This is a genomic window from Oricola indica, assembly GCF_965227485.1.
In the GTDB taxonomy this organism is placed as follows: domain Bacteria; phylum Pseudomonadota; class Alphaproteobacteria; order Rhizobiales; family Rhizobiaceae; genus Oricola; species Oricola indica.
This window is the reverse complement of record NZ_OZ245747.1, coordinates 1651529-1671865: the sequence shown is the minus strand read 5'-3', so window position 1 is coordinate 1671865 and position 20337 is coordinate 1651529. Positions and strand designations below refer to the sequence as shown.

The 20337-nt window shown below is 61.4% G+C and carries 22 protein-coding genes; 10 read left to right on the top strand and 12 right to left on the bottom strand.

Annotated elements, in window-relative coordinates:
• The 4 genes from ACQK2M_RS08530 to ACQK2M_RS08515 form a co-directional block, all read right to left on the bottom strand.
• Positions 1–1554: an ArnT family glycosyltransferase gene (locus ACQK2M_RS08530; protein WP_425417433.1), complete on the bottom strand. Its 1554-nt coding sequence runs from the start codon at positions 1552–1554 to the stop codon at positions 1–3.
• A 35-nt stretch (positions 1555–1589) separates the two neighbouring features.
• The gene (locus ACQK2M_RS08525) at positions 1590–2393 is read right to left on the bottom strand and encodes an extensin family protein (RefSeq protein ID WP_425417432.1); all 804 of its coding nucleotides are present in this window, start codon (positions 2391–2393) and stop codon (positions 1590–1592) included.
• A gap of 111 nt (positions 2394–2504) precedes the next feature.
• Positions 2505–3041, bottom strand: coding sequence for a PRC-barrel domain-containing protein (locus tag ACQK2M_RS08520; RefSeq protein WP_425417431.1), 537 nt, complete (start codon positions 3039–3041; stop codon positions 2505–2507).
• 139 nt (positions 3042–3180) lie between these two features.
• Positions 3181–4287 (bottom strand): GGDEF domain-containing protein, encoded by a 1107-nt coding sequence (locus tag ACQK2M_RS08515; protein WP_425417430.1) that lies wholly within the window; start codon positions 4285–4287, stop codon positions 3181–3183.
• 499 nt (positions 4288–4786) lie between these two features.
• On the opposite strand from ACQK2M_RS08515, the gene ACQK2M_RS08510 reads away from it, so the two are divergent.
• Positions 4787–5344, top strand: a complete 558-nt coding sequence (locus ACQK2M_RS08510) for an HNH endonuclease (RefSeq protein WP_425417429.1) — start codon at positions 4787–4789, stop codon at positions 5342–5344.
• Positions 5345–5367: 23 nt separating this feature from the next.
• Here ACQK2M_RS08510 and ACQK2M_RS08505 read toward each other — a convergent pair whose 3' ends face one another.
• Positions 5368–5979 carry a hypothetical protein gene (locus ACQK2M_RS08505; RefSeq protein ID WP_425417428.1) on the bottom strand — a complete coding sequence of 204 codons (612 nt, stop codon included), beginning with the start codon at positions 5977–5979 and terminating at the stop codon, positions 5368–5370.
• Positions 5980–6152: 173 nt separating this feature from the next.
• Here ACQK2M_RS08505 and ACQK2M_RS08500 point away from each other — a divergent pair, with 173 nt between their 5' ends.
• The gene (locus tag ACQK2M_RS08500; protein WP_425417427.1) at positions 6153–7043 is read left to right on the top strand and encodes a DMT family transporter; all 891 of its coding nucleotides are present in this window, start codon (positions 6153–6155) and stop codon (positions 7041–7043) included.
• 123 nt (positions 7044–7166) lie between these two features.
• Here the strand turns inward: ACQK2M_RS08500 and ACQK2M_RS08495 are convergent, their stop codons facing one another.
• Complete coding sequence (locus tag ACQK2M_RS08495) at positions 7167–7985, bottom strand: DUF1206 domain-containing protein (protein WP_425417426.1); 819 nt, start codon at positions 7983–7985, stop codon at positions 7167–7169.
• A complete protein-coding gene (locus ACQK2M_RS08490) occupies positions 7982–8704 on the bottom strand; it encodes a phosphatase PAP2 family protein (RefSeq protein ID WP_425417425.1) in 723 nt (240 codons plus the stop codon). The genes ACQK2M_RS08495 and ACQK2M_RS08490 overlap by 4 nt, the downstream gene beginning before the upstream one ends.
• Before the next feature lie 194 nt (positions 8705–8898).
• On the opposite strand from ACQK2M_RS08490, the gene uvrB reads away from it, so the two are divergent.
• Together uvrB and ACQK2M_RS08480 are read left to right on the top strand one after the other, a co-directional pair.
• Complete coding sequence (uvrB, locus tag ACQK2M_RS08485; protein WP_425417424.1) at positions 8899–11940, top strand: excinuclease ABC subunit UvrB; 3042 nt, start codon at positions 8899–8901, stop codon at positions 11938–11940.
• 11 nt (positions 11941–11951) lie between these two features.
• On the top strand, positions 11952–12140 hold the full coding sequence (locus tag ACQK2M_RS08480) for a hypothetical protein (RefSeq protein WP_425417423.1): 189 nt from the start codon (positions 11952–11954) through the stop codon (positions 12138–12140).
• A 17-nt stretch (positions 12141–12157) separates the two neighbouring features.
• Here ACQK2M_RS08480 and ACQK2M_RS08475 read toward each other — a convergent pair whose 3' ends face one another.
• The gene (locus ACQK2M_RS08475; RefSeq protein ID WP_425417422.1) at positions 12158–13639 is read right to left on the bottom strand and encodes a reverse transcriptase domain-containing protein; all 1482 of its coding nucleotides are present in this window, start codon (positions 13637–13639) and stop codon (positions 12158–12160) included.
• A 490-nt stretch (positions 13640–14129) separates the two neighbouring features.
• On the opposite strand from ACQK2M_RS08475, the gene ACQK2M_RS08470 reads away from it, so the two are divergent.
• The 3 genes from ACQK2M_RS08470 to ACQK2M_RS08460 all read left to right on the top strand — a co-directional run bounded on the left by ACQK2M_RS08470 (position 14130) and on the right by ACQK2M_RS08460 (position 15999).
• Positions 14130–14804 carry a hypothetical protein gene (locus ACQK2M_RS08470; RefSeq protein ID WP_425417421.1) on the top strand — a complete coding sequence of 225 codons (675 nt, stop codon included), beginning with the start codon at positions 14130–14132 and terminating at the stop codon, positions 14802–14804.
• 181 nt (positions 14805–14985) lie between these two features.
• Positions 14986–15309, top strand: coding sequence for a cupredoxin domain-containing protein (locus tag ACQK2M_RS08465; RefSeq protein WP_425417420.1), 324 nt, complete (start codon positions 14986–14988; stop codon positions 15307–15309).
• 81 nt (positions 15310–15390) lie between these two features.
• Positions 15391–15999 carry a hypothetical protein gene (locus ACQK2M_RS08460; protein WP_425417419.1) on the top strand — a complete coding sequence of 203 codons (609 nt, stop codon included), beginning with the start codon at positions 15391–15393 and terminating at the stop codon, positions 15997–15999.
• Positions 16000–16229: 230 nt separating this feature from the next.
• Here the strand turns inward: ACQK2M_RS08460 and ACQK2M_RS08455 are convergent, their stop codons facing one another.
• Positions 16230–16625: a hypothetical protein gene (locus ACQK2M_RS08455; protein WP_223475790.1), complete on the bottom strand. Its 396-nt coding sequence runs from the start codon at positions 16623–16625 to the stop codon at positions 16230–16232.
• Between the two features lie 181 nt (positions 16626–16806).
• On the opposite strand from ACQK2M_RS08455, the gene ACQK2M_RS08450 reads away from it, so the two are divergent.
• Positions 16807–17388: a DUF922 domain-containing protein gene (locus ACQK2M_RS08450; protein ID WP_425417418.1), complete on the top strand. Its 582-nt coding sequence runs from the start codon at positions 16807–16809 to the stop codon at positions 17386–17388.
• A 37-nt stretch (positions 17389–17425) separates the two neighbouring features.
• Here the strand turns inward: ACQK2M_RS08450 and clpS are convergent, their stop codons facing one another.
• From clpS to ACQK2M_RS08435, 3 genes are all read right to left on the bottom strand, one after another.
• A complete protein-coding gene (gene clpS, locus ACQK2M_RS08445; protein ID WP_223475792.1) occupies positions 17426–17734 on the bottom strand; it encodes an ATP-dependent Clp protease adapter ClpS in 309 nt (102 codons plus the stop codon).
• A 77-nt stretch (positions 17735–17811) separates the two neighbouring features.
• On the bottom strand, positions 17812–18417 hold the full coding sequence (locus ACQK2M_RS08440; RefSeq protein ID WP_223475793.1) for a rhodanese-like domain-containing protein: 606 nt from the start codon (positions 18415–18417) through the stop codon (positions 17812–17814).
• 39 nt (positions 18418–18456) lie between these two features.
• Positions 18457–18831 (bottom strand): Kazal-type serine protease inhibitor domain-containing protein, encoded by a 375-nt coding sequence (locus tag ACQK2M_RS08435; RefSeq protein WP_425417417.1) that lies wholly within the window; start codon positions 18829–18831, stop codon positions 18457–18459.
• A 366-nt stretch (positions 18832–19197) separates the two neighbouring features.
• On the opposite strand from ACQK2M_RS08435, the gene ACQK2M_RS08430 reads away from it, so the two are divergent.
• Both ACQK2M_RS08430 and ACQK2M_RS08425 read left to right on the top strand, forming a co-directional pair.
• On the top strand, positions 19198–19413 hold the full coding sequence (locus ACQK2M_RS08430; protein WP_223475795.1) for a cold-shock protein: 216 nt from the start codon (positions 19198–19200) through the stop codon (positions 19411–19413).
• Positions 19414–19673: 260 nt separating this feature from the next.
• Complete coding sequence (locus tag ACQK2M_RS08425) at positions 19674–20192, top strand: BA14K family protein (protein WP_425417416.1); 519 nt, start codon at positions 19674–19676, stop codon at positions 20190–20192.
• The last annotated feature ends 145 nt before the right edge of the window (positions 20193–20337 follow it).

Genomic DNA, 20337 nt, shown 5'->3' with positions numbered 1-20337 from the left:
CTATTGCGGTCCCTCGCCCGAGTAGTTTTCCGCATGAACCAGCCAGTAGCGCTGGATCTCGTAGCCATGGCGGACGATCGTGAATTCTCGGATCACCTCGGTGCGCCCGAACACCTTGTCGATCAGTTCCGTCTCCGGGAACCGGTCATAGGCCAGCACCACGGCGTCCTCGCCCTTGTGGAGAGACGGGTCCCACCAGAAATCCCACATGTCCTCGCGCTCGCCGAGCGAGGCGATATCGGTGCGCTTCGTCGTCAGCGCCAGCAGCGACGCGGTCCGGTAGTCCGTCGTCAGCACCATATCCGCGCCGAGCCGCTGTTCCTCCTCCTCGACGATCGCCGCGATTTCCGGCAGGCCGTGCGAGATGTTGAAATCGCTGACCGACCGGCCGGTGATCAGCGTCAGCGGAAAGAAGGTAGAATTGAACAGCGCCATCGCCGAGAACGCGATGCCCCAGAACACATGCAGCCGCACTTCCATCGCCGAGCGCATGAACAGCAGCGCCACCGGCAGGAAGAAGACCAGCGACACGACGTTCCAGTAATAGAGGACGGATGTCGAAAACCCGAGCGCCAGGAACACGACGGTCGGGATCGCGAAGCCGAACCGGCCGATCCCCTGCAGCGCCGCCGCCGGCCCGTCGACACGCCGCCCGAAGACGAAGCGCATCAGCGCCACGAACAGCACCGGCGAGAACAGCAGCACGTAATTCTTGGAAAAGGAGAAGATGCGTTCGGCGGCGGTGGCGTGATGCGTGTCGCCGATCCGGTCATGCAGATTGTACTGGAAGGACGGCCAGTTATTGACCTCGTTCCAGTAGATCACCGGCGCCTGCATCGCGACGGCAAGCGCCCCGCCGGCCCACAGATGCGGGCTTTTCAAAAGCCCGCGCCCTTTCGGCGTCGCGATCGTCCAGGCCGCGAAGGAAAGCCCGATGAAGACGCCGCTATATTTCGACAGCCCGGCAAGGCCGACCGCCACACAGCCCGCATAGAGCCAGCGGAACCGGGGCCCCTCGGCCGCGTCCATCGACAATACGAACAGGCCGAGGAAATGCGCCGCAAGCACCCCGAAACAGATCAGCAGATGGTCGTGAAAGGCGATCGACTGGAAATTCATCAGCCATGGCGAGGCGAGCCACACGCAGGCGGCCGCCAGAAGCGCGTCCGGGCCGCGCATTGCGGGCGTCAGCCGCCGCGTCCACCAGGCCAGCACCGCCATCGTCGCCGCGAAACTGACCAGCGTCGCCAGCCTGATGCCGAGAAGCCCGTCGCCGAAGATCGCGCTGGCCGCCCCGTTCACCCAGCCGCCAAGCGGCGGATGATCGTAATAGGACCAGTCCGGAAACTTGCCCCACAGCCAGTAATAGCCCTCGTCGGCCAGCGGCACGGCGAGGAACACATTGACCAGTTTCAGGACAACCAGCGCCGCGAAGGCGGGATAGAGGAAACGCCGCGCCGGAACGATGTCAGCGCCGATTGCGCCGGTCGGTGCTGTCCGCGCCGGCCGTTCGTCTTCGACCGCGTCGGGATATGGCTGCGCGAAATCCGTCATGTTGCCTTTTCCGGTTCGGCCCGTGGCCGGATCTGTCAGTGGCAGGCCACGCTGCGGCGTTGCTTCAGGTCGAGATGGAAATGATCGGCATGGGCGCGGTTGTAGCCGGGGCCCAGCACCGTGCCGAAACGCCCGCAGGCCTCGCCGCGCACCTTGCGCAGGAAGCTGCGCTCGCGGAAGGCGAACGGTCCCGGCCGGTGCACGGAGATCAGCCTGCCGTTCTTCAGCTTGATCGCGCCGATATCCAGCGCATTGCCCTTGGAGTGTTCCGACATGGAACGCGACCCGGCGATCTTGCGGCAGGAATAGGAGGACATCTGGCGCACTTCGGCGATACCCGAGAGGTAGCGCGTGCGCGCCGCCGGCGCGAGATCGCGCTGCGCCCACAGCGCGGCTTCGACGGCCATGGCGCAATTGAGCTTCGCCGCCGGCTTGAGCGCGATCGTGCGGCCGAGCGACCTCACCTCGACGGGATAGTCGATACCGCAGGATTCGGAATCACGGATACGCGGGATGTCGCGGAAGCTCACGCCGAGGCGCTTCAGCTGCTGGCGGCACTGTACTTCCTCGGCAGGCATGAAGTTCCCGGCCCCGCCGCCAAACAGCGGTTTCGTGACATTCGGAAAGCCGAAGACCGGCTGTGCCATCGCCTGCTGCGGCTGCGCCATGGCCTGTTGCGTCTGCACCACCGGTTGAGGCGCATCGACCTGCGCGACCGGCACCGCCGCCGTCGGCGACGGGTCCGCATAGGGAACCAGCAGCTCCGGCATGAGGCAGCCGCTCAGCAGCGCGCTGCACACGGTCAAGGCGGCCAGTCCCGCCAATGGGGTCCTTCGCATTGTGTCCATCCATCCGGTTTGTCCCGAACGAATGGTAAGCGGGGGCGGTAAACAAGCCTTTCGAAAACGCCGTTAACGCGCGGTTAACGGCGATGTTTTCCGGGTCGCGGCTTACAGCGGAAGGTAGGCGAGATCGTTTGCCGGCGTCAGCGTGGCGACGGCGCGGGTCGTGCCGAGCGAGATGCGGACGGCGTCCGGTCCCAGTTCGGCGTAGCGCGCCGGGAGGTAGACCGGAGCGAAGAACGGGCTGTCGTTGCCGGAGGGCGTGACGACCAGTTCGTCGATCGAGCCGTCCGGATTGACGAAGGCGTCGGAAACGTAACCGAGCATGGTCCCGTCCGCGCTGATCACTTCCATGCCCATCCAGGCGTCGTTCATCTCGTGATTGTCGTCGCCGAACACGCCGTCGAGAACGCCGAAACGGTTCTGCTCCGGTTCGGCATAGGCGACGAGGTAGGAACCGTCCGCTTCGGCCTCGAGAGGCATGGCGGAGGGCTGGGTCGCCGAGAACAGCGCCGTTGCGGCGAACAGCGTGGCAGCGGCGGCGGCCAGCGCAACGGCGCGGCGCAGGCCCCTGGCTTCGGCAGCCGAGCGGCGGGTTGAGGATTCGTAGGTGAAAGTTCCGAAAGTAACGTTGGTGTTTGTCATGGTGCTCTACGGTGATCCCTGTCACCGCCTCCTTGACCATGAAGCTACCCGCCTGCCCCGCCAGGCGATGTGCACTCCGTCACAGCACCGCTATGGCGCCCGTTCACGCCTTTGGGCCCGCTGAAACGGTACCGGCCGCTCAGGCGGCCAGTTCGTTGCCCTTGGCCTGCTCGACACGGTTTCGGCCGGCGTTCTTGGCGCGGTAGAGCGCGGTATCGGCCTCCTCGAAGGCGGCCCAGAAGCCCTTGCCGGTTTCCTCGACCACCACATATCCGATGCTGACCGTCACCTTGAGGTTGATGCCGCTCACCTCGATCGTGTTGCTCTCGATGCCTTCCCGGATCCGGTCCGCGATCACCGCCGTGCGTTGTTCGTCGCATCCCGGCAGCACCAGCGCGATCTCCTCGCCGCCATACCGCACGACGAGATCGTCCTCGCGGGCATAATCGGAGATGATGCGGGAGACGTCCTTGAGAACCTTGTCGCCATTGGCATGGCCGAACGTGTCGTTGATCGACTTGAAGCGGTCGATGTCGATGATCATGATCGCGTAGCGGCCCTTGTCCTGGATGCCGCTTTCGGCAAGCTCCGGCCCCCTGGCGTCGAAGACGCGGCGGTTCGACAGCCCGGTCAGCGGATCGATCGACGTGTCGCGCACCAGCGCCTTCTCGCGATGCAGCTGCAGGCGAATCTTGTTCAGCGACTCGGCGGAAACCAGCACACCGACGAAATTCACCCCGATAAACGGCAGCGCCACGCGCTGAAACACCTCGATCGCGAGGGGCATCGGCAGCAGGAACAGGCTGATCAGGGAAAGCGATGACGCGAGACCTATCACCGAAAGCCCGACGAAGCTGTATCCGCGCCGCTTGGCGTGAAAATGTGCGATGACGAGACTGACCATCGCGGAAATGGCGATCCCCGCGAATCCCGCCTCCATGCCGATGCCGCCCTGCAGGAAGCGCAGGAACCCGGCCGTTCCGGCCGTCGCCAGCACCGCCGGCCATCCGCCGAAGGGCGCGGCGAGCACGAGAAAGACATGGCGAAGATCGAAGGTGATGCCGGGCGTGAAATGCAGGGGAAACGTCATCGAGACCGCGGCGCCCAGCGCGAAGGTCATGGACGTCGCAAAGACTTCCGCCCGCTGCGACGTGCAGCGCGTAAGGGCCAATTCATGCAGCCTGACCGCGAACGCGACCACACCGAGCCCCTGAAGGAAAGCCGAATAAGCCGCTATTCCGTCCATAAACATCCCCGGTTCGTTTCGGGCAGATTGGGGTCGGGACGCTTGCCATAGTGTTAATTCTTGTAGTCGGTCGCCGCGCCGCTCGGAATATCCTTAACACCGATATAACGCCGCCCCTCAAGAATTGCCCCACAAGGAAGCGGGTATGGGTTATACGAAAGTTATTTTTGAAGACAGTTGGACTTCAATACGAAGATTTGACGGAAAATTCGTCCGACAAAATTCTTTCCAAACCATAGCTTGAAAGACATTGGAAATCTGCGAATCTGGCTTTAGCAAACAGACACAGAAAACTGCCTCATAAATGGCACGGAAACGATGGACAGAATTCGAAACAAGGGCCGCTCTTGAGCTCTACCTTCGAACGCCGTTCGGACGGATTCATTCTCGTAATCCTGAGATTGTATCACTCGCCGCCTCCTTACAAAGAACACCCGGGTCCATAGCGCTTAAACTCGCCAATTTTGCTAATCTAGATAACTCACTTCCACGGAAGGGAATGTCCAAAACATCGTTGTTAGACCGACAGGTTTGGGCTTCTTTTTTCGATGAACTGGAACAGGCAGGAATGGCCTGCTCCGAAAATCCATTCGACCAGTCGGGTTCCGCTCTAAGCGTGCAAGAAGAACATCAAGCCGATTTTGAGTTCGAGCAGACGAATGGCCTGGATACGATTCGCTTAGGAAAGGTACGCCTAAACCAGAGCCTTTTTAGACGTATGGTGCTTTCCGCGTATGATAATCGATGCGCAATCTCCGGTATTTTTCGACCGGAACTTCTTATTGCCGGGCATATTAAACCATGGGCCATTGACCCAAAAAATCGTCTTAATCCGCGTAATGGGATTTGTCTAAACAGGTTACATGACTCAGCGTTCGAAAACGGGCTTATGACATTTACCGCAAAAGGGAAAATAATATATTCATCAGCTCTAGATTCGAATTCTAGGGAAAAATTGATATCTATTTCCAACAGAGAATTTATATATTTTCCAAACAAATTTCGCCCGACCCTCGAGTTTATTGAATACCATCAAGATATGAAATTTATTCCTTAGTCATAGGTTTTTACAGAGAAAAATTAAATTATTTTGCAAGAAAGCGCCTGAGAAGAACTAAATATTTTGTATTCTGGTTCGCCGGCTGTCATCCCAGAACCGCCATGAATTGCCCCATCAAACCCGACATCGCTAAACCATTTCACAAATTCCGCTTCGTCAAAAATTGCATAAGCATCAACATACAGATGCTCCAAAGCGTCATCTATAGAATTAATAAATTCAACCACAGACTCATGTCCATATTGAATCTTATCAGTCCAATTATTTGTATTTTCAATATAACATGAGAGGCGAAGGGCTATCTCTTTAGATTTATCAAACCCAATCGCAGCTATGATTTCTGTAAAATCGACAAATGGATCAAAAGGGCGATTCACTACTGGGTTGTTGATTGACAAATACGAACTTATTACACGTGAATGAGAAACTATATCTGATCTATAATTTGGTATATTTGAATATAATTTGGCCGCACTTTTAGATCCGAAAGATATCGATCCCAACCTAGTGTGAAAAATTCTTTCTTTAACTATCGGCCCATGCTCTCCTCGAAAAACAAGTAAAGGCTGGCCTTTAGAATCGATGACCTTAGAGTTTCTAAGTCGCAGGAGCGGCTGACGATCATGTTTCATTTAGGTTTTTTACCACCATTTGCATTTTTCAGGCAAGTATTCGCGCATCGCCTCCATATAACATGTGCTTAAGAAACATACCCGCCTCCCCCGATTGACGCCCCTCGTCGCGCCGAATAGACCCGCCACCAGCGCCGGCGTTCCGGCCTGCTCCTGAATCCGGATCCTGCCCCATGCTCATGCGCATCGCGCCCGTCGTCTTCGTGCTGTTGTGGTCGACCGGCTTCATCGGCTCGAAACTCGGCGCCGACGATGCCGAGCCGTTCACCTTTCTGGCGCTGCGCTTCCTGATCGTCCTTGCCCTGCTGGCCCCGGTGCTGGTCGTCTCGGGCCGCCGGGCGCGCGGATGGAACGAGCGCGGACATGCCGTCGTCGTCGGCATGCTGATCCACGGCGCCTATCTCGGCGGCGTCTTCTGGGCGATCCGCCACGGCATGCCCGCGGGCGTCGCCGCGCTGATCGTCTCGCTGCAGCCGGTCCTGACATCGCTTTTGTCCGCGCCCCTTCTCGGCGAAAAACTCTCGGCCCGCCACTGGACGGGACTGGCGCTGGGCCTTGCCGGCGCGGTGCTCATCCTCGAACCGGGTCTCGCCAGCGCGATGGAGGCTAACAGCGGCATTACCCCGGCCACCGTCGCCGCCTGCGCCTGTGCCCTGCTCGGCATCACCGCCGGCACGATCTACCAGAAACGTTTCGCCACCGGCACCGATCTCGTGGTCGGCACGGTCTGGCAATATGCCGGCGCGCTGCTGCTGGTCGGCGCCGGATCGCTGATGCTGGAAACGCGCGTTATCCACTGGACACCGAAATTCATCTTCGCGCTGTCCTGGCTGGTTCTGGTCCTGTCGATCGGCGCGATCTCTCTGCTGATGCTCCTGATCCGCCAGAGCGCAGTGGCAAGCGTTTCGGGCCTGTTCTACCTCGTCCCCGCCGTCACCTCGGTCATCGCCTACTTCCTGTTCGGCGAGACGCTGGGCCCGATCCAGCTCGCCGGCCTGCTTCTGGCGACACTCGCCGTGCTGATGATATCCGGCGTCCGCTGGCCGCAAAGATACAGGGCCTGATTCAATCCACCCTGAACTGCACTAGTGCAATTCAGGTTTTGGTTGAAACATCAGCATCGGAATGCGCGTTCGAGCCGAAGGCGAGAGGCAGCGCATTCTGATTCTATTGCAACCTGAAATGCACTAGACCGCCGAATTGATGCGGATTCTCCGCCAGCGCGCCTCGATTGCGGAATAGGCCGCGAAGGCGACGAGCCCCGCGCCTGTCGCGGCGAGCAGCCATGCGCCGCCGGGGAGCGACTGCACATAGGACAGCGCCTCTTCCAGACCCGGATGCTCCCCGGAATCCTCCGCATTCACGAAGCGCAGCAGGAACAGGAAGGAAATCACCGCGAACACGAAGCCGCGCGCCGTCAGGCCGACGATCGAGATCGGATCGATGATCGCCATCGCCTGCGGCCCGGCATCGAACCGGTCGGCATATTTCCTTTTGAAGGCCTTCCAGAAATGCGCGCAGGCGACGCCGAACACCACGATGGCGAGCCCGAGCGAGACGTTTCTCTGCCCGATCGCGCCATCGACGAAATCAGCGACCGTCGACCCGCTCCCCCCGCCGCCGGAACCGCCCGCGAAGACGCCGAGCAGGGACAGCGCATAGATCGCGATGGTGGCGTAGGTGAAGGCGCTGACCAGCAGTCCGGCGCGGATCGCCAGCCCCTTCGGCCCGATGCCGTGCCCGTCCGTGTCGAGAAGCGCCTGCACCGCCCGCCACGCGACATAGCCGGCCAGCCCGGCCACCATGAGCCAGACGATGATCTCGCCGAAGGGTTGCTCGAAGAGGGTCCGCAACGCGTCCCGCGACCCTTTCTTCTCGACGCCGCCGATGGCCGACAGGAAGGCGAAAACGCCGATGATCAGATAGACGAGCGCCCGCGCCGCATAACCCATGCGCGCGAGCGGTTCGATCCATGGCTTGGCCTTGTGCACGGGCGCTCCTGTCATGTCCTGGAGTGGCCGAGCGCGTCGCGGTCGCCGCGTCTGCGCGAAAGATAATGTGCCGCGAGCCAGCAGAGGCTCGCCCAGCCGACGCCCAGCGACCATCCGGCGAGCACGTCGCTCGGCCAGTGAACGCCGAGATAGACCCGGCTCGACCCGATGACGATGGCGATCGCGAAGGCGGCGCAGACCATGAAGACGCGCACGGAATGACGCGGAACGAACCGCACGGCCACCGCCGCCAGCGTCAGGTAGAACAGCATTCCCACCATCGCATGCGCGCTGGGGAAGCTCGACGTGAAGGTCCGGTCCATATGGTCGACGAGGTCGGGCCGCGCGCGCTCGAAACCGAGCTTCAGCACGGAGGACAGCGCCGCGCCGCCGCTCAGGCCAATGGCGAGAAACAGCGCCGCCGCCCAGTTGCGCATCAGCGCGAGCACGGCCAGTGTCAGCGCCGACACCGTCACGAGGATCGGATAGCCGCCCAGCGCGGTCAGCTCCGCGGCCGTCTCCTCGAACCATGCCGGCCCCCACGCATCGGAGGGATCGGACGCGTCGCGCAACGCGAGAAGGATGCTCCGGTCGAGGGAGTCCGTCCAGCCATTGCGCACCGCGAAAGCCGTCAGCGCGAACACCAGCACGCTTCCGGCCACGATCGACCAGAGCACGGCGAGCGGCGGATGGTTGTGATTTGGATCGAGCCGGCTGCGAAGGCCGTCGCGCATGGCGCGCGCCTCGCGCCCGTGGGCGGTTTCAACGGATTGAACATGTGTCATCCTGAACGCAACGGCGGCGCGGCCGTTCGGTTCCTTCGCGTCAGCCGCAATCCCGCGCCTCCTGACACCCTGCTGTCAGCATCCCGGCACGATGTTCCCGTTTTCCCCTTCCCATCGCGCACGCCATTTCCCATATTGGCCCCATGGCCAGACAAGAGAAGAAAACGGGCAAGCCTTCCGGCTTCGAGGAAGCGCCTCAGGCGGAATTCGAGGGCGCGCCGCTCGGCGGCAGTGTCGAGGACTGGGTGAAGCAGCTCGAAGCCGAAGCCGAGCGAGACGCCCGCGCGCAGGAAACCCGCGAAATCCGCTCCAAGGCCGGCAAGCACCGCCGGAAGGCGGAGAATGCGGCAGCCGCCGAAAAGGCGGATGGCGGTAGCGCACGTCCCGGCCCGAAGGGCCGCAAGGCCGACCGGCCGTCCGAGCCTTCGCGGGGTAAGAACAAACAGGACCGCACCTACACGGTCGGCGACAAGCGCACCGGCGGCGGCGTCTCCATCGGCGGCACCAACGATCCGCGCGAGCGCGCCGCGGCGGGCCTCAACCCGGTCGCCGGCCTCGACGTGTCGCTGGAGGAAGCCACCCAGCTCACCTCCACCGCCGGCGTCACTGCGACCGTCGAATCCCTCAAGGCATTGATCGATTCGGGCAATCCGCTGTTCAAGGACGGCCAGATGTGGGTGCCGCACCGCCCCGAGCGGCCGGAGAAATCCGAGGGCGGCATCGAGATCGTCATGAAGTCGGCCTACGAGCCGGCGGGCGACCAGCCGACCGCGATCCGCGATCTCGTCTCCGGCCTCAAGGACGACGACCGCACGCAGACGCTGCTCGGCGTCACCGGCTCGGGCAAGACCTTCACCATGGCGAAGGTGATCGAGGAGACGCAGCGCCCGGCGCTCATCCTCGCGCCCAACAAGACGCTGGCCGCCCAGCTCTATGGCGAGTTCAAGTCCTTCTTCCCGGACAACGCGGTCGAGTATTTCGTCTCCTATTACGACTACTACCAGCCGGAGGCCTACGTCCCGCGCACGGACACCTATATCGAGAAGGAATCCTCGATCAACGAGCAGATCGACCGCATGCGCCACTCGGCCACCCGCGCGCTGCTCGAACGCGACGACGTCATCATCGTCGCTTCGGTTTCCTGCATCTACGGTATCGGCTCGGTCGAGACCTACACGGCGATGACCTTCCAGATGTCGATCGGCGACCGCATCGACCAGCGCCAGCTCCTCGCCGATCTCGTCGCCCAGCAATACAAGCGCGCCGACATCAATTTCGTGCGCGGCACCTTCCGCGTGAAGGGCGACACGATCGACATCTTCCCCGCCCACCTTGAGGACCGCGCCTGGCGCATCTCGCTGTTCGGCGACGAGATCGAGTCGATCGACGAGTTCGACCCGCTGACGGGAAAGAAGAACGACTCGCTGAAAAGCGTTAAGATCTACGCCAACTCTCACTATGTCACGCCGCGCCCGACGCTCAACCAGGCGACCAAGTCGATCAAGGAAGAGCTGAAGCAGCGCCTCGAGGAGCTCAACAAGGCCGGCCGCCTGCTGGAGGCGCAGCGCCTCGAACAGCGCACGCAATACGACCTCGAAATGCTGGAAGCCACCGGCTCCTGCGCCGGCATCGAGAACTATTCGCGCTACCTGACCGGCCGCAATCCCGGCGAGCCGCCGCCCACTTTGTTCGAATATGTCCCCGACAACGCCATCGTCTTCATCGACGAGAGCCACGTCACCATCCCGCAGATCGGCGGCATGTATCGCGGCGACTTCCGCCGCAAGGCGACGCTGGCCGAATACGGTTTCCGCCTGCCCTCCTGCATGGACAACCGACCCTTGCGCTTCGAGGAATGGGACGCCATGCGCCCGCAGACGGTGGCCGTCTCCGCGACGCCCGGCAACTGGGAGCTGGAGCAGTCCGGCGGCGTCTTCGCCGAGCAGGTCATCCGCCCCACCGGCCTGATCGACCCGCCCGTCGAGGTGCGCGGCGCCAAGACCCAGGTCGACGACGTGCTCGACGAGATCCACCAGACCACCCGGGCCGGCTACCGCACGCTGGTCACCGTGCTCACCAAGCGCATGGCCGAGGACCTGACGGAATATCTGCACGAGCAGGGCGTCAAGGTCCGCTACATGCACTCCGACATCGACACGCTGGAGCGCATCGAGATCATCCGCGACCTGCGCCTCGGCGCCTTCGACGTGCTGGTCGGCATCAACCTGCTGCGCGAGGGCCTCGATATTCCCGAATGCGGCTTCGTCGCCATTCTCGACGCCGACAAGGAAGGCTTCCTGCGCTCCGAAACCTCGCTGGTGCAGACCATCGGCCGCGCCGCGCGCAATGTCGACGGCAAGGTCATCCTCTATGCCGACCACATCACCGGCTCCATGGAACGCGCCATGGAGGAGACCACCCGCCGCCGCGAGAAGCAGCTCGCCTATAACGAGGAACACGGCATCACGCCGCAATCGGTCAAGGCCAACATCGCTGACATTCTCGACTCGGTCTACGAGCGCGACCACGTCCGCGCCGACATCACCGGGGCAAAGGGTGGGGCAAAGGACCAGGGCGCGCTCATCGGCAACAATCTGGAGGCCCATATCAAGGCGCTGGAAACCCAGATGCGCGACGCCGCCGCCGACCTCGACTTCGAAACCGCCGCCCGCCTCCGCGACGAGATCAAGCGCCTCCGCGAAACCGAACTGGCCGTCATGGACGACGCCCTGGCGCGCAACACCGGCATCGAGAACACCAGGGACTCCCGCAAACGCACCGCCCAGGGCAAACCGCCGAAGGGCTCCAAGCCCGACGGTAAAACACCGCCGTCATCCTCGGGCTTGACCCAAGACAAGCGTAGCGACGTCGTTGCAAGGGGACCCATTCCAGAGACGGACGCGCCGTCCTCAAACTTCAAGAAACCCGACCTCGACGAAATGGGCTCCGACGGCGTCAGCTACTTCCGCAAGAACACCCTCGACGAAATGACCGTCGGCCGCACCGAGAAGCCCGTGGGCACGGGCAAGCAGCCACAAAAACCCGGCGATTTGCCTTCAACGGAGGACGACAACGCCGCCAAACCCATCAAGCGCCACAAGATCGGCGTCGGCAGCTACGAAGACCCCGCCGACGAACGCGCCCGCAAGCGCAAGCCGGGTAAGACCGGACGCCCGGGGCGGTAAGGAGCACCGACATGGGCAAGGTCAACGCCGAATGGCACAACGCCAATCCTATTCCGAAGAACCCGACGCTTACGCAACGCATAGCCTGGCACCGCGCCCACGCCGCCCATTGCGCCTGCCGCGAGATGCCGGCGAACATCCGCAAGCTGGTCGAGGAAGAGGACGCCCGCGAGAGCAAGGCGGAGAAAACGGGGCAGTAGTACCCAAATAACTTGAGTCACTTTTTAAAGTGACGCCTCAAAGCCAAATTTAAATCGCGAGTTAAAAGATCTTCGGCAAAAGATCGATATTTTTTCGTTTGTTTTGAAAATATAGTTTCATAACCAGAAAATGCGTTTGAAGCTCGCCTAACATAGCTCCGAAAAGTCCAGACTTCATACCCAATGTCTTGCCCGTACGTAACCTTCAAGAGAAATTTCTTAATTAAAAAATTAAAAGGATAATTTTCTATTATCCAAATCTGACCTTTTCCGCGGTAACGACGTACATATCGCCGAGCAAAGCCGTAAGAGCGCCTCTTAAGCTTCCGCCAAGCATTCGATAGAGTGGAGTCCTTAATAGAAACCCGCTTACCATCAAACTGAAATCCCAGATACTCTAGACCATTCTTAGATGCTTCTCCAAAAATGTGAGAGAAAGCTTGATTGCTTCCATTTGCGGAGAAACGGCAAACAGCGACCTTTTTATCTTTGATCTGAAGCTCAGCGCCTTCTCTAGAGATTTCAGATTGGAGGAGCTCTTTTACCTCAAGAACTTTTGTAATCTTACAACTTGGAACTATCAAAACTATATCGTCAGAGTAACGACGATAAATTCCGTGGCGCTTTGTAGCCCAGTGATGCATTCTTTCATCAAAATCCAGAAGATAGATGTTTGCCAGCAGGTCCGAGATAGGTGTCCCTTGCGGGATTCCAAAATCTGAATTGTTTTTTTGAATCAAACTGGGGTGCTGTGGGCTACCACCACATATTAAACGTCTAAAATCCTGATTAGAGCAAATTTGAGTATGACCCAGATCCCGCATTTCATCTATACGGCGCTTTCTTTTAGCGTATCGATTTGTACCATTAACTGACTTATAAAGCCCCAATCGCGCTGCCATAGGTTCAAAATCTACAACACTGTATTTTGTGACAGCTTTGAAAACCGCGCTATGATCGGGGGGCATTTCACCGGCCAGCAATCCTATCCAAGCCTTTTTCAGCTTAGAGTGATCGATTTTTTCGAAAAAACTAGAAATATCAACTACTGTAACGACGCAATCCTCGACGTCTCGGATGAAATCAAAAACATCTCGTGCGAGCTCGATATTCGATTTATTACCACCACTATTATCTTTTGGAATTCTTCGATATGCCGTTGGCACATCTTCAAGCCCCCGGCGAACAAGCTCCTTCTCATACAAATCAGACAAATCTGATCTGTATTTTGCAAAAATTGCAGCATCAAGCCTTGCAGCATAGCGTATAGGCCGCTTCTTCTTAACCTTCTTCGAACCATTTCCCCGAAAACGAATCCACTCTTGCGAAAAACGCAGTAAAGGATAAAAGGCGTGTTTAGCAACAAGATCCGGATCGTTGCAAATTTTCTTAAGTTTCTTCGATCCGATACGGCGATCAAAATGAATATAATTTTTAATATCTTTTTCGCGGGGCTCCCACTCTTTAGTGTGAGAGAGGGGAATGACATCACTAGGCATGATATTGTCACTCCCCCCGCCAGTTAAGCATGGTCAAGAAGACCACATATCGTCCTTAATACAACGAAGTATGTTATACTGTCTGTGTAGGCATGACTAAGGCCTTGGCCGCAGTCATGATTAGACGGGCAGCAGCACGAGGATACAAATTAATGCATCTTATAAATATGCTACTGGACACCGTCTGTCCTATTGACAGCGCTAACAGCTGACTCGCCGCGCTACTGGCGATCCGAAAACTTGCGCTTTCGTGCAGAGCCCTGCTTTTAACATATTGTGATGGAACCAATTGAATTCAAGGTTCCGACACAGTTTTTGTGTTTGATAACTGCGTTTCTGAATACTCTGTCCCTCAATCCGGCCGCGGCAGTCGTCGCGCGCCGCTTGTTCGGCTCGATAAGCCTATTCGCTTGCTAACTGCCTCCACTCTTGCACCTCCCACCGAAAAAAACCCATCCACCTTCTCCCCACCGCCCGTACCCTCCCCCGGATGACGCACCCGCAACCCCTCGGCTGGACCCCGGCGATCACGCGCAACCGCACCGCGCTTCTGCGCATCGTGACGACGCTGTTCTTCATGGCCGGGCTGGACGGGGGCGGCGCGGATGAGGTGCCGCGCCGGGTCTGGCGGCGGATCATGCGGCTGTTGCGCCCGGCCGAATCCGCCGTCCGCCGGCTGATCGTCGTCGCCGCGCGTGGGCTCGACATCGAGGCCCCGAAGCCCCGCCCGGAAGATGAGGTTCCCGCGGCACGAAACGCGGACGCCGCCAGGCCGCGCGCCGCGACGCCGCGCATGCCCGCCTTCTGCCTGACCGACCCGCCCCGCCGCTTCGACACGCTGCGATGGGAGGGGCTTCGCCCCTTCCCGGAGGATGGTGTCGCCCCGGCCGATCCGAACGAGGACGTGAACGCCACCGGCATCTGCCGCCGCGTGCTGGCGCTCAAACGCGCGCTGGACGATCTCGACGGCCACGCAAAACGGCTCGCGCGCCACGAGGCGCGGCGCGAAATGGCTTTGAAGTCGACAAAGGGCACGTATCATAGACGAACGTTCCGCCTCGGCCGCCCGCCGGGCCACTGCCGGCGGCCCACTCAGGAAATCGACGACATTCTGCGCGAGTGCCACACGATGGCGCTCAATGCCCGGCGGCTCGACACGTCGTGATCCCCGCACAGATGCCACTGCCGCTGCATCCGTCTTCGCGCCCAGGGCGCGGAGCCGAATACGCGCGCCTATACGCCCGCGCCGGCCTGTCCGGACACCCGCCGCCCGCCAAGGTTTCCCCTATGGCACCCCCGCCCGTTTCCGCTGTAGTCTCGCCGCCGTCACAACAGGAGACGCCCCCATGACAAACCGCATTGCTAGTTTCGCCGCCGCTCTCGCCTGCCTCGCCATACTGCCCGCCGGCGCGGCGCTTGCCGCCGACCACACGGTCACCATCAGCGGCTTCGCCTTCCAGCCGGCCGCGATCACCGTTGCCGCCGGCGACACGATCACCTTCGTCAACGAGGACGGCGCGCCGCACACCGCCACGGCGGGCGACGGCAGCTTCGATACCGGCCGCCTCAACAAGGGCGACTCCGCCTCGGTGACGGTCGCGTCCGCCGGCGCGATCGACTACAAGTGCAATTTCCATTCGAGCATGAAGGGCACGGTCACGGTCCAGTAACGGGACAGGCGGGCAAGGGCGCGCGCAAGGGACGCGCCGCCCTGCCTTGCACTCCCCTCTCGCTCGACCTACTTCCACTGCATGGACACCCTCCCCCCGCAATTCGTCGAGATCGTGGAAGCCGTGCGCGAGATCTATGTCGCGCAATTCTCGGAAACCGTGGCCGGTTTTTCCGAGGAGACGCATGTGGTCGAGCCGGTTCTGCTCGATTCCGAGGGCGACATCGCGACCGAGGGTCCGCTGCGGCTGCCCTACCGGGCCGACTACGCCTCGCTGGAGACCGGGAAGCTGGAATCGTTCACCGCGCCGCGCGAGATTCGCTTCGACACATTTTCCTTCACGCTCGGCCCCACCGAGATCGTCGTCGCGCCCTTTGCCTGGGATTATGCGGAGCTGCGCGTTGCCGGCGACTGGGACCCGCTCGCCACGCGGCTCTTCACCGACTGGCACCGCCGCGCCTTTGGCGACGAGGAGGCGGAGGACAATATCGAATTGCAGCACGTCATCCACACGGCCACCACGCCCGAGGTGACGGAGGCCGGCTATGCCTTCGAGGCCGATTTCGGCACCGCCCCCGCCTCCACCATGAGCGATCTCCTCCTCGCCCTCCTCGCCAACGCCCCCGACCGCATCGAGATCGGCATGCGCGAGAAGGATGGCGTCCTGGCGGACGAGAAACCGCTGGCCTGATCGATCGAGGTGGCGAGAATAGAGGGGCGTCCCATCAGCGAGCCAACCGGACAGCGGCTTGCCGCTTATGAAGGAGAAAACTTGAAGCTTAAGGATGGGACAATCAGGGGCCCATCAGCGAGCCCGCCGGATAGCGGCTTGCCGCTTACGAAAAGGGAAACGCGAAGCTTAAGGATGGGACAAAAAAACAGCCCGGCGAGATGCCGGGCTTTTGCGAGTTCCGCGTAGGGTCAGCTATTGTCGGCGTTCGGAACCATCGGCGCTTCGGAAGGCAGCGTGTCCATGGCGGCGAGCTGCTTGGCGCATTCCGCCGCAACACCCCGGACACCCTCGTCGACACCGGCCACGGTCGACCATCCGCCCTCTTCGATGAAGTCGTCGCGGTCCCAGGCCTTGGCTTCCTTCAGCTTGGCCAATTGCATGTTGGCGTTCGGTGCGGCGGCGAACTGGTTGACGCAGATCGATGCGACCACCTGCACGCCGGCGTCGCGCGCTGCCTTGTCGGACATTTCCTGTGCTGTACCGCCCGTAACCCAGCCGGCAAAGCCGAAGCCGACAATCGCGAGCGCGATCGCTCCAGCCGCCGCGCCGGTCAGCGCGGGTTTCATCCACTCGGGAATCTGCATTGAATATCCAATCTTTGAAAACGGCGCGCGTCATCGCGCGCTCTGCGTGCATCCTATCACAATAAACAACCAACGGTAAAAATTCGCGAGCGGCCTGACTTTCCGCCCGGGGTTGACCGCATGCGCCAATCGGTAAAGGTGGCGGGCAAGGCCGGCCATGCCCCGGCGAGAGAGACCCTGCATGACGAAACGCCTCGGCCTTATACTATTGCTGCTCCTCCCCGCCCTGTCCGCCCAGGCGGATATCAGGGGCAAGGAGGTCGTAAACGCCTATGCGGTCTCCGGCGCGACCGGCCGCGCGCTCTACGCCTCCATCGGCGAGCGCGGCCCGAAGGTCGGCGTTGCCCGCGCCATCGCCCACACCACCTTCGATCTCAAATGGGGCCGCGACTATGTGCGCGAGGGAAACGCCTGCGTCCTCGCCGCCGCCCGGCCGTTCCTCACCATCACCTACACGCTGCCCCAACCCTCCGGAAATCTGCCGCCCGCCGTCGCCACGCGCTGGCGCGTCTTCATCGCCGGCATCCGCGCCCACGAGGCCGTCCATGGCGAATACATCCGCGCCATGGCGCAGGAGATCTACGACACGACGGTCGGTTTCCGGCAGGACAACGACCCCGGCTGCAAGGCGATCCGCCAGTCGATCCAGACCCCGCTCAAACAGGCCTATGCACGCTACAAGGCCCGCAACCGGGCCTTCGAGGAAGCCGAAATGGCCCGCAACGGCCCCATCCACCAACTGATCCTGGACCTGATCCAATAAGCCCCGATCGCCGCGCCATCGCTCCGCGGGGTGGTACTCACTCTTCCGGTTCGGTGGTGAACATCAGCGGATAGCCGTATTTCTGGCCGTATTCGCTGGCCCGCTTCGCCTTGGTCTCGGCCACGTCGCGCTGATAGACCGCGACGACGCAGACGCCGCGCTGGTGCGCGGTGATCATCACCTTGTAGGCGCGGTCCTCGCCCATGCCGAATTCGGCCTTGAGCACCATGCAGACGAAGTCGCGCGGCGTGTAGTCGTCATTGATCAGGATGACCTTGTGCAGCTTCGGCCGCTCGACCTTGGGCTTTGTCGTGGTTTTCGGGTTCTTGACCGGGCTTTCCACCATGCGTCCCTCCTGCAAGGGTTCCGGGGCGGCGAAAGCCCATCATAGCGCGATGCGGTCGGCTTGAAAACGGCCCGCCGTCAGCCTTCCCCGCCGGTCACCGTCAATCCCAGCACCCGCCAGCTCTGCATGCCGCCGCGATAATAGAAGATCCGCTCGGCGGGATAGCCGGCCGCGATCATCGCCCGGATCGCCGTCGGCGACTGGCCGCACCACAGCCCGTTGCAGAACAGCGCGACGCGCCTGGCGTTCGTGCAGTCCCAGCCGTCGAAATCCGGCTCGCAGCCAAGATCGGAAAGCCGGTCGCCCACCTGCGTGTAAGGCAGGCTGATAGCGCCGGGGATCGACCCGCCCGCGAACCAGTCGACCGTGCGGCTGTCGACCACCAGCGCCTCCGGATCTTTCAGCATGGCGATCAGTTCGAGTTCGCCGATCGTCGTCACGCCCTCGGCCGGCGTCATTGGCTGGATGCAGAAGGGCGGGCAGGCGCGCGAGGTCTTCGCGAAATCGCCGGTGATCTCGTGATCCTGGTCCTGGATGCGGCTGATCTCGACCGGGCCATCGGCGGTCTCCACCATAACGCTCGGCATGTCGCGCGCGATGCCCACCTTCAATTCCTCCGCCTGGCCGCGCGCCGTATAGCCGAGCACCATGGCAACGGCGGCGAAAAGCAGGGTCCTGATCATGTTGTCCTCCCGGTCACGATATCCTCCACGCGGCCCTGGTCAGCACGGGCCGGGCTTCACCACACGCGCGCCCTCGGCGCCGGCGACGCAGTCGTTGGAATAGGTCGAATACTGACCGGCGCGCACCGCGCAGACCGGCTGGTAGATCTGCGGGCAGATACGATCCGGCTTGGGCTGCTCGCAGGCGCCCGGCGAAAAGGCGTCGTAGCCCTCGGCGCTCGCCACGCAGGCATTCGGGAACGTCTTGCGTTCCGCCCCGCGCCGTGCGCAGACCGGCTGGTAGACCTTCGGGCAATATTGCGGATCGGCGGGTTGCGGCGCGACGGTCGCCTCGCATCCGGCCAATGCCAGCGCGGCTGTCGTCACCGCCGCAGCCATGACCGCACCCCTCGAAACGCCCGCCGGATTACGCATCGCCGTCTCCCGATTTGAGACTGAACTCTAGGATGCTTCGGCCGTTCTGTCACGGCTGACGCGTGCATATATGCGAGATTATGCAACCGTTTCACGGCCCACTTCACAAAAGTTTTGCTTTACTTCCGGACCCGGATGACGCAACGATTTTTCCGTTCGGGCAATTTGCGAACAACGGAAGTCGGAAATACCGCGCACCGGCACGCTGAAGAACAAGCCGGGCGCCTCCTGAAAGGGTGGCGCGAGAACTGGTTCCTTTCCATGCATTCGAGAACTGCCTGCCCTGACCGCCCGCATGATGCGTGCGGCGATTTTTACGCGGCAGAATGGGCAGCCGCTTATGCGAACGGAAAAGGATCCGATTCAATGGCACAGACTGGTACTGTGAAATTCTTCAACAATGACAAGGGCTTCGGCTTCATCAAGCCGGACGACGGCGGCGCGGACATCTTTGTCCACATCTCCGCTCTGCAGGCCTCGGGCCTGATGTCCCTGACCGAAAACCAGAAAGTTTCCTTCGACACCGAGCCGGATCGTCGCGGCAAGGGCCCGAAGGCCGTCAATCTTCAGCTCGCTGAATAGTCCGACATCGACGGCGTAAAATCGCCGTCTTTGCGGAACAGTCTTGCAAGGCGCGGACCGGTCACCGGTTCGCGCCTTTTGCTTGGCCGCGTCCCGGCGGCGCGCCGAAAGCAACCGTGAACGGCCGTTCAGGCTGCGTTCAGCTTGGCCGCGCCATTATCGGCGTCACGTGTTCGGGCGTCGCATGACCGCCCGCCGGAAAACCGGATCGCCAAGATGGGCATACCCCGGTTGGGAACGACGCGAACGGAGCAGAAAACATGAAACGGACATTCAAGACATCAGCGCTGAAATCCCTGATCGCCGCGGGAACGGTCGCGACCGCCGCGCTTTCGCCGCTCGCCGCAGCGCCGGCCGCCGCCGATGGCTGGCACAAGGGCAATTCGGCGCGCCATTACGATCGCCGCGGCAACAACTGCGTTTATCGCCACGGCAAGCGCATCTGCGGTCCGCGCGGCGGATGGCACAATCCCCGCCCGGTCCATCGCGACAATGGCGATGCGGCGGCCGCCGCGATCCTCGGCATCGCCGGTATCGCGATCATCGCCGGCGCGCTGTCGGAAGCCAATAATCCGGCCCCGCGCGATCACTATGTTGCGCCAGACGCCTACCCGCCCGCACCGTCCCGCGGACCGAACGTCATCACCTACGAGTCCTCGCTCGAGCCCTGGACGGTCGGCTGGTACGAATGGTGCGACGAGCGCTACCGCTCGTTCAACCCGAAGACCGGCACTTATCGCGGCTATGACGGGCTGGATCATTTCTGCGTCCCCAAGTGACCTCCAGGGACGTTAAAGGAAAGGCCCGGCCGGCATCCGCCGCCGGGCCTTTGTCATTCGAGTTGGGCGTTCGGCGGCGAATGCGCAGCACGGCCCATGCTCCCGGCCTTCAAAGGCGGCTAGAACCCGGATTTGGCCCGAACCT